Here is a 12,246-nt window from a genome sequence, read left to right as displayed (position 1 = left end):
TCCGGAGGAAACAGCGGAGTCCCGATTCTAGCCAAGCCGCGCCGGCTCAGTCCTGCGGGGCGGTCTCGCTTTCGAAGGTCACGGCCTCGGCACCGGTGACGGGGCCGGTGCGGGCGGTCTTGTGCACGTACAGGGTGACTTCGCGGCGGAACTCCAGCGGGCCGTCGACGACCGCGTTCGGCCCGATCACGACCCGCGGCTTGCGCTTGGGCGTGCCCTGGAACCAGCTGCGGTTGCGCTCCACGGTGATGCCGCCGCGCACGTGCGACCCGATGCCCACGGTGATGTCGCCGTTGACGGTCTCCAGGTTCTGGGTGACCTCGGTATGGACCAGGCCGATGGCCCCGTTCACCGTCTCGATCCCGCCGCCCACCTTGCCGCCGTGGTCGACGAACACGCTGCCGTTGACGGTCTCGATGTCGCCTGCGACCTGGACGTTGCGCCCCAGCCGGATGGCGCCGTTGACGGTTTCCAGCGAGCCCACGCGGGCGCCGTCGCCGACGTTGATGCTGCCGTTGACGGTGCTCGCGTCGCCGGCCTGCACGTTCTCGGCGACGCGCACCGCGCCGTTGACCGTTTCCAGGTCCCCATAGCTCTGCCCCGCGGTGGTTTCGATGCTGCCGTTGACCTTGCTGATGTCGTCGGCGGCGACCGCCGGCAACGAGCAGGCCAGGGCGAGGGCTAGGGCGAGGCGGGTGATGGTGCGGGTCATGGGTGGGCTGCCTGTAGTCCGGGACCGGACCAGCATACGACCACCCTTGGCTACAATCCGCCACTGTCTGAAGTCATTGGGATAACCGGGCGTGCGCCATCCCCGCGAGCACATGCTGTCCTGGGCCCTGGGCCGCGTCCGCAGGCCGCCGCCCGCCGCGCCCCTGGTCGCCGCGGCGATCCTCGGGGTGCTGCTGGTTGCCACCCCCGCCAGCGTCCCGGCGCAGTCGCAGAGGGCGACCGAGCAGCAGCTGCGCCAGGCCCGCTCGGAACTGCAGCAGATCGCCCGCGAGCGGCGTCGCCTGGAGGGGCAGCGTGGCGACGCCGCGCAACGCCTGCGCAGGGCCGACGAGCAGCTCGGCCGCTCCGGCCGCGCGCTGGCCGAAACCGAAACCGCCCTGCGCGATGCCCGCGCGGCGCTGGCAGCGCTCGAGCAGCGCCGGCTGGCCCTGCAGCGCGACCTGGGCCAGCGACGTATCCGGCTTGCCAGCCTGCTCCGCAGCGCCTACATGACCGGGGCGCAGGCCCCGCTGAAGTTGCTGCTGGCGCAGGACCGCATCACCGATGCGCAGCGCGCGCTGGGCTACTACCGGTACGCCCAGCGCGAACAGGTGCGCCAGGTGTCCGAGCTGACCGGTTCGCTCGAGGCGCTCGCCGCCAACCAGGCCGAGATCGAAGCCCGCACAGTGGAGCTGGAAGCGTTGCAGGTGCGCCAGCAGGCGCAGGTGGCCACGCTCACCCGCGATCGCGGCGCCCGCGCCGAAGTGGTCGCCGAACTCGACGGTCGATACCAGGACCGGCAAGAGCGGGAAAAGGCGCTGGGCCAGGACGTGAAATCGCTGGAGCGGCTGCTGGCGAACCTGCGCCAGGCGGCGGCGAAAGCCGAAGCCGAACGCCGCGCCGCGGCCGCCCGCGAGCGCGCGGCCGCACGGGAAGCCGCTTCCTCCGGCGGGAAGACCCCGGCGACGCCGGGCAAGGTGCCGCCCCGGGTCGCATCGGCCACGCCGGCGCCGAAAGTGGGTGGGCTGGGGTGGCCGGCCAGCGGCGACCTGCTCGCGCGCTACGGCGGGCGCCTGCCCGACGGGAGGACCAGCAGCGGCGTGCTGATCGGTGCGCCCGCCGGCAGCACCGTGACCGCCGTCGCCGACGGCACCGTGGTGTTCTCGGAATGGATGACGGGCTACGGGCTGATCCTGATCGTCGACCACGGCAACGGCTACATGAGCCTGTACGCCCACAACGAATCCCTGTTGCGCGACGCGGGAGACCGCGTCCGCCGTGGCGACGCGGTGGCGAAGGTCGGCAGTTCCGGCGGGCATGGCCGCCCGGCGCTGTACTTCGAGCTGCGTCGCAACGGCCAGCCGGTCGATCCGGGGACCTGGCTGCAACGGCGCTGAATCCGCGCCCGCGCGCGCCCGGGTTCAAGCGGTATTCGGCCGGGCTTGCCGCATAATCGTCCGGACGCGCACCCGGCGCGTCCCGGAGGCATGCATGCGTCGATCCGCCCTGCTCCTGCTGCTGGCCCTGTGGCCGGCGGCGCACGCCATCGCCCAGCAGCCGCCAGCGCCGGCGGCGGGGCAGGCGCAAGGCGAAGCGGTGGCCGAGGGCACCGGACCCGGCGCCGCGCAGGATGCGCCGGTTCCGGCCAACGACGATCCCGATGCGACAGACGACGGCGCAGCCGCGTCGTCGAAGGTCCCGCTCGCCGAGATCCGGCGCTACGTGGCCGTCTACAACGCCATCAAGGACGCCTACGTCGACCCGGTCGACGACCGTGCGTTGATGCAGTCGGCCATCGAAGGACTGCTGCTGGACCTGGATCCGCACAGTGCCTACCTCGACAAGGACGAGAGCGAATCGTTCGACGAGCAGACCAGCGGTGCCTACGACGGCATCGGCGTGGAGCTGCTGCAGCAGCAGGATGGATCCCTGAAGGTGGTCGCGCCGATCGACGACACCCCGGCCGCGCGCGCGGGCCTGCTGTCCGGCGACGTCATCATCGCCATCGACGGCAAGCCGATCGCGCAGGTCGAGGGCATGGAGCCGCTGCGCGGCGCCCCCGGCAGCAAGGTCACCGTGACCGTCGTGCGCGAAGGCCGCGACAAGCCGTTCGACGTCGCCATCGTCCGCGAGACCATCAAGGTGACCAGCGTGCGCAGCCGCATGCTGGAACCGGGCTACGGCTACGTCCGCATCAGCACCTTCCAGGCCGACACCGGCGCGGACTTCCAGACCCATGTCGGCCGGCTGCAGGCGCAGGCCGGGGGCCGGTTGCGCGGGCTGGTGCTGGACCTGCGCAGCAATCCGGGCGGCCTGCTGACCGCCGCGGTCCAGGTGGCGGACGACCTGCTCGAATCCGGCGGGATCGTCAGCACCCGCGGCCGCATCCCGATCAGCGACACCCGCTTCGACGCCACGCCGGGAGACAGGCTGAAGGGCGCGCCCGTGGTCGTGCTAGTCGATGCCGGGTCGGCCAGCGCCGCCGAAGTGCTCGCCGGCGCGCTGCGCGACAATGATCGCGCGCGCGTGGTCGGCAGCCGCACCTTCGGCAAGGGCTCGGTGCAGACGGTCCTGCCGCTCGACAACGGCGACTCGGTCAAGCTGACCACCGCCCGCTACTACACGCCCAGCGGCCGTTCGATCCAGGCCAGCGGCATCGTGCCCGACACCGAGCTGGCGCCGGATCCTGCGGTCGTCGGCACCGATGCCGCCCCGGCGAGCCTGTCCGAACTGAGCGAGGCGACCCTGCCCGGCCACCTGCGTGGCGACGAGGAAGGGGCCGAAGGGTACAAGGCCGGGCAACCGCTGCCGGGCGACAAGCCGATCGCGGCGGCCCTGGCCGAGCTGAAGAAACTGGTAGCCGCCGCCCCGGCCGGGGCGGTCAAGGCGCGCTGACGCCCGCCTTCGGCGCCGGCGCGCTCAGCGCGGCGGCTTGGCCGGCATCGGGAAGGGGGTGACCACCTTCTCGCCGGTGGCCGCGTCGCGGATCGCCGACTGGCCCTTCCGTTCGACTTCCTCGACCCGGACGATGCTCTGCATCGGCAGGTGCAGCACCCGGGTGGCGCCGAACTCGTCCCGCAGGCGTTCCTCGGTCGGGTCCACCACCAGGCCCTCGTGCACGTCGAACACCAGCTCGCCGACCTCGGTGAAGCCCCACAGCGAGCTGCCGGCCACATGCCGCGCGTACAGCTCGTACACCTTGCCGTGGTTGAGGAAGGTCACCTTGTACAGCGGCTTGGCCATGGACCGGATGCGATCGGAAGGGTGGATACGGCGGAGATGGGGCGGGCGACGCCCGAATCCAAGGGGCGCTCAGTAGCCCCGCTGGCGGCGCAGCCGGCGGGCGATGCCGGCCCGCACCAGCAGCGCGAAGACCACGCCGAACAGGAAGCCGGCCACGTGCGCGGCCCAGGCCACCGCGCCGAACGCCGGGCCGATGTACGCGAACACCACCTGCAGCGCCGCCCAGATGCCGATCAGCAGGAAGGCCGGGGCGCGCACGAACTCGAGGAACAGGCCCAGCGGCAGCACGACCCCCAGGCGCGCGCCGGGGAACAGCGCCAGGTACGCGCCGATCACGGCCGACACCGCGCCGCTGGCGCCGATCACCGCGCGGTCCGGATTGTCGATCGCCAGGACCGCCGCGAGGTTGGCGACCGCGCCGCCGCACAGGAACAGCAGCAGGAACCGCCATGGGCCCATGGTCCGTTCCGCGGGCAGGCCGAAGATCAGCAGGAACACGAGGTTGCCGAGCAGGTGCGCCCAGTCGGCATGCAGGAACAGTGCGGTGAACAGCCGCGAGACGCTGCCGTCCTGCAGCGCCGCCAGCCAGGCGGCGCCGCCACCCAGGCCGCGCCCCAGCGCGCCCCAGGCCAGCCAGAGGCTGCGCCTGGCCTCGTCCGGCCGGCCCAGCGACCAGAGGAAGGCGAGCCACAGCGCGGCGAACAGCAGGGGCGTGGCCCAGCGCAGGCCGGCCTTCTGGCGCGAGGGCAGTGACACGAACATGGGCGCCACTATCGCCCAAGGGCAGGGGACGCGTCTGCCACTGCCCCGGGGACGGGGTGCGGAAGCATGACCTTCGTCGTTATTGTCTTGTTAAAGGCAGCGGGTATACTCCAATACGGCGTCGTATGTCGGGAGGGGACTCCGACGGATGCGGGCAACCCCGGGAAGAGGGTCGCTTGCGGGCGCTGGTGCCATTCAAACCCGTCATCCGGAGAGAACAGAAACATGCAACTCGCCCACTCCCTCACCCGTATTTCCGCCCTGGCCCTGGGCATCGCCGGCGTGCTGGCCTGCGGCCACGCCCATGCCGCCGCATTCCAGCTGAAGGAAAACAGCGTCAAGGCCCAGGGCCGCGCGATGGCCGGTTCGGCCTCGGCCAAGGGCGATGCCTCGGTCGTCGCCAACAACCCGGCGATGATGTCGACCTTCGAGCGCACCACCGTCCAGGGCGACATCACCGCGATCGACCTGTCGTTCGAATTCGAAGGCAGCGGCTATGCCGCGTCCGGCACCCCGCTGCAGCAGCCGCTGACCGGTGGCGACGGCGGCGACGCCGGCGGCGTGAGCCCGGTCCCGGCCATGTCCTTCATCCTGCCGCTGGAAGGCAACTTCGAGTACCTGACCCTGGGTGCGATGGTCAGCGCGCCGTTCGGCCTGAAGACCGAATACGACGATGGCTGGCAGGGCCGCTACCACGCGCTGAACTCGGACGTGAAGATCATCGACCTGACCCTGGCGATGTCGGTGGAGCTGGGCGACCACTTCTCGGCCGGCCTGGGCGCGGTCGTCGAGCGTTCCGACGTGACCCTGTCCAACGCGATCGATTTCGGCTCGGCCCTGTGCGCCAACCCGGCCACCCAGGCGCTGTGCTTCATGCCCAACCCGATCACCGGTCCGTTCGGCCCGCAGAAGAACGACGGCGAGGTCGAGGTGCACGGCACCGATACCAGCCTGGGCTTCATCGCCGGCCTGAGCTTCCGTCCGACCGACGCCGTCTCGATCGGCTACTCGTACCGTTCGGAAGTGGACCACGAGCTGACCGGCGACGCCGACTTCACCGTGCCGACCAACGTCGCCACCATCCTGGCCGCCACCGGCCAGTACGTGGACACCGGCGCGCTGGCCAAGCTGACCACCCCGTCGGTCCACACCCTGAGCGCCACCTGGCAGGCCACCGACCGCTTCGCCCTGATGGCCGAGACCTCGCGCACCGGCTGGAGCTCCCTGCGCGAAATCCGCATCGAGTTCGACAACCCGCGCCAGCCCGACTCGGCCGAGGATTACAGCTGGGGCGACAGCTGGTTCTACAGCCTGGGCGGCGAGTACGCGCTCAACGACGCCTTCACCCTGCGTGCCGGCATCGCCCGCGACGACTCCCCGGTTAGCTACCCGCACCGCACCCCGCGCATGCCCGACCAGGACCGCATGTGGTACGCGGTCGGCCTGACCTGGATGGCCAGCGACAACTTCTCGCTCGACGCCAGCTTCGCGCGCATCGACCTGGTCGACACCCCGGAGATCGACATCCTGTCGTCCAGCCGCTCGCGCCTGACCGGTTCGTACGACGGCGGTGCCAACCTGTTCGGCGTTTCGGCGCAGTACCGCTTCTGACCGCCCTGCGGTGACGCGATGCGAAAAGGCCCCGCTCCGCGGGGCCTTTTCTTTTGGCTCGGGCGCCGCTCAGTAAGGCAGGCCGGCCACGCCCAGTTCGATCGACCACACCGAGCCGGCCCCGGTGAGGAACAGGGTGCGCCGCTGCGGGCCGCCGAACGCGGCATTGGTCAGGTTGGCATCCACGGCGATCGTGGCCAGCGGCTGGCCTTGCGGGGAGACCACGCGGACCCGGCGGCGATTGTGCTCGGTCAGGTAGATGTTGCCGAGGCAGTCGACGGCCAGGCCGTCGGGGACGACCGCGTCGGTGACCAGGTCGCGCTGGCCGGCGGGCCGCCCGTCGACCAGCGCATACGCGCGCAGCACGCCCTGCTCGCCGCCGCCGGCGACATAGAGCGTGTTGCCGTCGGGCGCCAGCGCGATGCCGTTGGGATTGGCGATGGTGTCGTCGACCACCGTGACCTCGCCGCCGGCGCCCACCCGGTAGACCCGGGTCCTGTCCTGCCCGCCCGGGGCGGCGGCGCGCTGGAAATCCGGGTCGGTGAACCAGATCGTGCCGTCGCGGCCGATGACCAGGTCGTTGGGCGAGTTGAACGGCTGGCCCTGGAACTCGCCGACGATGCGCATCCGCGAGCCGTCGACCGGGTCGAAGCGCGAGATCTCCTTGCGGTCGTGTGTGGCGGCCACCAGCGCGCCGTCCTCGCCGAGCGCCAGGCCATTGCTGCCGCTCGGATCGACCACGGTCTCGAGGTGGCCATCGCTCGTGAGCCGGCGGATCCGCGAGGGGAAGCCGTCGTCGAACGTGAAATCGGAGAAGTACAGCGCATCGCCACTCCACACCGGGCCTTCGTAGAGGCCCCGGGTGCCATCCCCGTCGGCGGCGGCGATCCGGACGGCGACCAGTTCGCCCGCGGGCGCGGTGCCGGCGTCGGCCGGGCAGGCCGGGTGCGCGTCGGCGGAGGGCGGGGACGGTGCGTCGGCCGATGGCGCGTTCGCAGGCGCGGTGGCGGCCGGCGGCGCTTCCGGCGCCTGGCCTTCGGCCGGTTCGCGCTGGCAGCCTGCCAGCAGGGCGAGCAGCACCAGGGGAAGCGGGGTGGACGTCGATACGCGCATGCGGGGCTCCTGTCGGTCGCCTCCATCCTAGCGCGGCCGCCGCCGCCCCTCAGCCCGACAGCAGCGCCCTCAGGCTCGCCTTGAGCCGCCGACCCTCCGCATGGAAGTACGTGCGTTCGTCGCGCCAGCGCGGGAAGCGCTGCTCGACCTCCCGCCAGAAGGCGGGCGAATGGTTGGCTTGCAGCAGGTGGCAAAGCTCGTGCACCAGCACGTACTCGAACGCCGAGGGCCGGGCGAGCACCAGCGCCAGGTCCAGCGCCAGGCTGCCGTCCGGCGCCAGCGACCCCCACTGGGAAGACATCACCTTCAGACGCAGCTGGCGGGGCGCGCGCGGCAGCCCCGGGAGGTAGGCAGGCAGCCAGCGGCCGATGTCGGCCCTGGCCTCGGCCTCGTAGAACCCGCGCAGGGCGCGACGCAGCGCCGCGTCCGACGCCCGTTCCGGATGCTGCAGGTGGACGCCGTCCCCCTCGAGGCCGATCCGGATGTACCGCCCGCCGTGCCAGTGCAGTGGAACGCTGCGGCCGCGCAACGGCAGGGCCGCGGTCACCCCCGCAACCAGCACGGCAGCCGCGTCCTCGGGAACCCGGTAGCGGTCGAGCTGGCTGGCCAGCCAGCCGCGGTGTTCGTGCAGGAAGCGGTCGCCCGAGACCAGGCTGGCGCGCACCGGCAGGGTCAGGCGTGCGCCACGCTCGTCCACGCTGAGCTTGAGCCGGCGCGCGCGGGGATCGCGTACGCGCTGCACGTCGATACGCCGCCCGTCTTCGAGCTCGAGTTCGAGGGAGTCGCGCTGCAGGCGCTGGGGTGCGCGGGCGATGAGGCGGTGGAGCAGCGAGGGCATGCGCGATTGTACCGCCCGCGTCTCCGGCAGGGCCGGAGACGCCCCGTGGGGTTCAGCGCATCCGCTCGGGATTGAGGTAGACGCGTTGCGGCTTGGCACTGGCGACGGCCGCCTCGCCACGCGCGATACCGACGCCGCGGTTGGCCCAGTTGCCCTCGGTTCCGGCCTCGGCGCGCCACAGCTCCAGCAGGGCCGCACAGCGCTGCGCCAGCTTGTTCGGGATGCTGGTCCTGGCGAAGGCGGCGTCATCGCACTGGTTGACGAACTTGACTCCCGACCGGGTCAGGGTGGTCGGCAGCTCCGGGGAGTCAGCGGCACCGGCCATTCCGGCGGCAAACGCGGAACTCGCCAGCGGGACCACGAGCAGGGCACACAAAGCGACCTTCTTCATGCGGACAGCCTCCAGACGGTGGGTTCAAGCCGGACCCTAGCGCGCCTGCGCACCCGGTTCAAGCGAACGCGGTCACGGTCAGCCTTCGGCCCGGCTGAGCTTCAGCGCCGACTCCAGCACCAGGAACAGGCGGCGGACTTCGCCGGCCAGCAAGGCGAAGCGCGCGTCCAGCTCCTGGCGCAGGTCGTCGCGCTCGGTGCTTTCCAGCTGGTCGACCGCGCCCTCGAGGAACTTGAGCTTGCGCACCACCAGGTCCTCGCCGAGGACGAAGGACACGTGGTCGTCGAGGTTCAGCGCCAGCTTCGTCACCTGCTTGCCGGCCTCCAGGTGCTTGCCGATCTCGTCGCTGACCAGCTCCTGGTTCTGCGCCTTCACGACGGCGCCACCGTCCATCGCGTCCTTGAGTTCGCATTCCTCGCCCAGCGACAGGCCTTCCGGCAGCGGTTCGCCGGCGATCCAGCCGGTGAGGATGCTGCGCGGCGCCACCTCGGCGTTCGGCGGGATCGCCGGGAAGCTGCCGAGCGCACGACGGATTTCCGAGGCCACCGCCTCGCCGCTCTTGCGCGAGGACGTGTCCACGGCGAGGAAGCCGTGTTCCAGGTCCAGCAGCGCATCGGTGCGCGAACTCTTCACGAACGCGCGCGGCAGCAGCTCGTGCAGCAGGTCGTCCTTGAGCCGCTTGCGCGCCTTGCCGCCAAGCTTGCGGCCTTCCCTGTCCTCGATCTCGGCGACCTTCTGCGCCAGCAGGTCGTTGACCACCGAGCCGGGCAGGATCTTGTTCTCGCTGCCGACCGACAGCCAGATCGACTTCTCGATGCGGTGCGAGAGCGCCTGCTCGCCGCGGCCGAACGGCGAGACGAAGCCGCTGGAGGACAGCTCCAGCGGGCCGACCGGCTTGAGCGCGGCTTCCGGCAGCAGGGCGTCGAGCTGCTCGAAGTCGTGGGTGGTCGGGAAGCGGAAAAAGGTCAGGTTGCGGAAGAACATGCGGAATCCGGGATCGAAGGAATGTCGGGCGCGCTACGGCGCGCCGTGCAGGAGAACCTCGGCGGGTCGCACGAGGCGCGACGGTATCAGCCGGGGGGCGGCGCCTCGTCTTCGTGCGGGCTACCCGCCAGCCACGCATGCGCATCGGCGCGTTGCGCGCCTTCGCGATGGCCCAGGGCGAGGAAGTCGAACAGCTTCGGGTCCGACAGCTGCGAGGGGCGGATGTCACCGAGGGCGCGGGCGATGGTCTCGATGCGGCCCGGCGCGTCGCGTTCCCACTGCTTCATCATCAGGCCGACCTGCTTGCGTTGCAGGTTCTCCTGGCTGCCGCACAGGTTGCACGGGATGATCGGGAACCGGCGGGCATCGGCGTACTCGACGATGTCGCTCTCGCGCACGTAGGCCAGCGGGCGGATCACCACGTGCCGGCCGTCGTCGGACAGCAGCTTGGGCGGCATGCCCGACAGCTTGGCGTGGTGGAACAGGTTGAGGAAGAACGTCGCCACCAGGTCGTCGCGATGGTGGCCCAGCGCGATCTTGGTGAAGCCGTGCTCGGCCGCGTAGGCGTACAGCGCGCCGCGGCGCATGCGCGAGCAGAGCGAGCACATGGTCTTGCCTTCCGGCACCACCCGCGACACCACCGAATAGGTGTCCTGTTCGATGATGTGGAACGGCACCCCGACCGAGTGCAGGTACTCCGGCAGCACGTGCTCCGGGAAGCCCGGCTGCTTCTGGTCCAGGTTCACCGCGACCAGCTCGAACGGCACCGGCGCCTTGCGCTGCAGCTGCATCAGGATGTCCAGCATCGTGTAGCTGTCCTTGCCGCCGGACAGGCACACCATCACCTTGTCGCCGGCCTCGATCATGCCGAAGTCGGCGATCGCCTGGCCGACCTGGCGGCGCAGGCGCTTGGCCAGCTTGGCCTGTTCGCGCTGGACCACGCGCGGGTCGGGCTGGCGGTCGGGCTTCCGGGAAACCGGTTCGGGCAGGGGCAGGACGGCGTTCATGCGGCTCCATTCTACCGGGCATGCGCCGGCGGCGCGGCTGGAGCGGGCAGCGGTGTAAGCTTGGCCATCGTGGAAGCAGACGATCCCGCCACCATCGCCGAGCGCATCGCCGAACTTCGGCGGGAACATCGCGCGCTGGACGAGCGGATCGTGCAGCTGGCGGCCAATCCCGACGACGAGCTGGAATCCAAGCGCCTGAAGAAGCGCAAGCTGCAGCTCAAGGACTGCATCGCGCGGCTGGAGAGCCTGCTCATTCCCGACCAGCCGGCCTGAGCCCGACCCGGCGGTTCAGGCGCCGCTGGCGGCGACCGCCGAGAGCAGCCGCCCCAGCGCGGACTGGCTGCGTTCGCCGGTCTTGCCGTAGATCAGCTTCAGGCGCGACTGGGCGGTGGCCGGGGTGATTCCGCAGGCCTGCGCCGCCAGCGCCGCATCGGCGTGCCGGTGCATCGCCGCCGCCAGCCGGGCCTCGCCCGCGGTCAGACCGAACAGGGCCTGCAACACCGGCTCCAGCGCCGCCGCCGGCCGGTGTACTTCGCGCACGAACACCAGCAGGGCTTCGGCCCCGTCGCCGGCGAGTGCCGCGGTCGGATGCGCGGTCACCACCAGCCCGGCACGATCGTCCCCGTCGCGCAGGACGACGCGCTCGACGTCGCCGCCGACCAGCAGGCCGCGCCCGCGCACCGCGCGCTGCAGCAGGTCGAGCAACGGCCGCGCCGCGGCGCCGTGCCCGGCCAGCCGCCCGTCCGGCGCGCGCTGCAGCACGCCGCGCTCGAGCAGCTGGTCGCCCGCGGCGTTGGTCCGCGACAGGCGCAGCTCGCGCGACAGCGCGAACATCGCCACCGGCGCCGCGTCCAGCGCCTGGGCCAGCGAACCGGCGCGGCGCTCGAGGCCCTGCAGGCGGCGCATCATCGCGTAGGCATTGACCCAGTGCGGCGTGAGCCGCTGCAGCAGGCGCTTCTCGGCCGGGCCGTAATGCCGGTCGGGGTCGCCGTGGCAGATCGACAGCGTCACCGAGTTGGCGCCGTCGAACAGGCCCACGCAGGCGATCTGCTGGACGATGTCCAGGCGCCGGTAATAGGCGTTGAAGAAATCGCTCCGCTGCGCGACCCGGCGCTCCACCATCGCCTCCGAATCCAGGATCCGGCAGGTTTCCAGCTGGGGTGTGGCGCGCTGCATCCACAGGTCGTCGCGCAGGTCCTGGCCGTCCAGCATGGCGCCGAGGCGGGCCATGTCCACGCCGTGGATGCGCGAGGCCTCGGCGCGGCCGAACATGACGTCGTGGATCATCACCCCGGTGATGTGGCTGTCGGTGGCCTGCGCCAGGCGCCGGTTGAACACATCGAGCTGGTCGTGGTCCAGCACCGAACCGTAGAGCGACTCCAGCAGCCCGTCGAACACGGCATCGTCAAGCACGGCCGCAGCCCCTGCTTGTGCGCGCGCAGGGCGGCGCCGGGTGGCGGGCGTGCGCCCGTCTGGCATGGCACATCGGTGGATCCCCCTGTCAAGCCCCGGCCGGGAGCTGCGTGCGTCGCGGCCGGGAATTGAACTATGCCAAACACTGGGACCTTGCGCCGTTGGCGATCCAG

Annotated in this window: 13 protein-coding genes; 4 read left to right on the top strand and 9 right to left on the bottom strand. The window is 71.3% G+C overall.

Annotated features, from left to right (window positions below):
• Window positions 1-46: 46 nt before the first annotated feature.
• The gene (locus tag ACA089_RS11685; protein WP_372016967.1) at window positions 47-712 is read right to left on the bottom strand and encodes a DUF4097 family beta strand repeat-containing protein; all 666 of its coding nucleotides are present in this window, start codon (window positions 710-712) and stop codon (window positions 47-49) included.
• A gap of 178 nt (window positions 713-890) precedes the next feature.
• Between ACA089_RS11685 and ACA089_RS11680 the strand changes: the two genes are divergently transcribed.
• A complete protein-coding gene (locus tag ACA089_RS11680) occupies window positions 891-2,108 on the top strand; it encodes a murein hydrolase activator EnvC family protein (protein WP_372017765.1) in 1,218 nt (405 codons plus the stop codon).
• 94 nt (window positions 2,109-2,202) lie between these two features.
• Window positions 2,203-3,606 carry a S41 family peptidase gene (locus ACA089_RS11675; protein WP_372016966.1) on the top strand — a complete coding sequence of 468 codons (1,404 nt, stop codon included), beginning with the start codon at window positions 2,203-2,205 and terminating at the stop codon, window positions 3,604-3,606.
• 24 nt (window positions 3,607-3,630) lie between these two features.
• Here ACA089_RS11675 and ACA089_RS11670 read toward each other — a convergent pair whose 3' ends face one another.
• Both ACA089_RS11670 and ACA089_RS11665 read right to left on the bottom strand, forming a co-directional pair.
• Window positions 3,631-3,954, bottom strand: a complete 324-nt coding sequence (locus ACA089_RS11670) for a DUF1820 family protein (protein WP_372016964.1) — start codon at window positions 3,952-3,954, stop codon at window positions 3,631-3,633.
• 69 nt (window positions 3,955-4,023) lie between these two features.
• Window positions 4,024-4,716: a rhomboid family intramembrane serine protease gene (locus tag ACA089_RS11665; protein ID WP_372016962.1), complete on the bottom strand. Its 693-nt coding sequence runs from the start codon at window positions 4,714-4,716 to the stop codon at window positions 4,024-4,026.
• A 225-nt stretch (window positions 4,717-4,941) separates the two neighbouring features.
• Here ACA089_RS11665 and ACA089_RS11660 point away from each other — a divergent pair, with 225 nt between their 5' ends.
• Window positions 4,942-6,327 (top strand): OmpP1/FadL family transporter, encoded by a 1,386-nt coding sequence (locus ACA089_RS11660; protein ID WP_372016961.1) that lies wholly within the window; start codon window positions 4,942-4,944, stop codon window positions 6,325-6,327.
• A 69-nt stretch (window positions 6,328-6,396) separates the two neighbouring features.
• Here the strand turns inward: ACA089_RS11660 and ACA089_RS11655 are convergent, their stop codons facing one another.
• The 5 genes from ACA089_RS11655 to ttcA all read right to left on the bottom strand — a co-directional run bounded on the left by ACA089_RS11655 (window position 6,397) and on the right by ttcA (window position 10,660).
• On the bottom strand, window positions 6,397-7,440 hold the full coding sequence (locus ACA089_RS11655; protein WP_372016959.1) for an SMP-30/gluconolactonase/LRE family protein: 1,044 nt from the start codon (window positions 7,438-7,440) through the stop codon (window positions 6,397-6,399).
• Between the two features lie 49 nt (window positions 7,441-7,489).
• Entirely contained in the window at window positions 7,490-8,278 is a 789-nt protein-coding gene (locus tag ACA089_RS11650; RefSeq protein WP_372016958.1) for a YgjP family zinc-dependent metalloprotease, read from the bottom strand.
• A 52-nt stretch (window positions 8,279-8,330) separates the two neighbouring features.
• Window positions 8,331-8,669 (bottom strand): hypothetical protein, encoded by a 339-nt coding sequence (locus tag ACA089_RS11645; RefSeq protein ID WP_372016957.1) that lies wholly within the window; start codon window positions 8,667-8,669, stop codon window positions 8,331-8,333.
• A 78-nt stretch (window positions 8,670-8,747) separates the two neighbouring features.
• Window positions 8,748-9,653 (bottom strand): recombination-associated protein RdgC, encoded by a 906-nt coding sequence (locus tag ACA089_RS11640; protein WP_372016955.1) that lies wholly within the window; start codon window positions 9,651-9,653, stop codon window positions 8,748-8,750.
• A gap of 86 nt (window positions 9,654-9,739) precedes the next feature.
• Window positions 9,740-10,660 carry a tRNA 2-thiocytidine(32) synthetase TtcA gene (ttcA, locus tag ACA089_RS11635; RefSeq protein ID WP_372016953.1) on the bottom strand — a complete coding sequence of 307 codons (921 nt, stop codon included), beginning with the start codon at window positions 10,658-10,660 and terminating at the stop codon, window positions 9,740-9,742.
• Window positions 10,661-10,729: 69 nt separating this feature from the next.
• Here ttcA and ACA089_RS11630 point away from each other — a divergent pair, with 69 nt between their 5' ends.
• Complete coding sequence (locus ACA089_RS11630; protein WP_372016951.1) at window positions 10,730-10,933, top strand: YdcH family protein; 204 nt, start codon at window positions 10,730-10,732, stop codon at window positions 10,931-10,933.
• Window positions 10,934-10,948: 15 nt separating this feature from the next.
• On the opposite strand, the gene ACA089_RS11625 is transcribed toward ACA089_RS11630, so the two are convergent.
• On the bottom strand, window positions 10,949-12,073 hold the full coding sequence (locus ACA089_RS11625) for a helix-turn-helix transcriptional regulator (protein WP_372016949.1): 1,125 nt from the start codon (window positions 12,071-12,073) through the stop codon (window positions 10,949-10,951).
• Window positions 12,074-12,246: the final 173 nt, after the last annotated feature.

Origin of the sequence: Pseudoxanthomonas fibrivorans (genome assembly GCF_041464125.1) — a bacterium.
GTDB lineage: Bacteria > Pseudomonadota > Gammaproteobacteria > Xanthomonadales > Xanthomonadaceae > Pseudoxanthomonas.
This window is presented reverse-complemented; position numbering and strand designations above follow the sequence as displayed.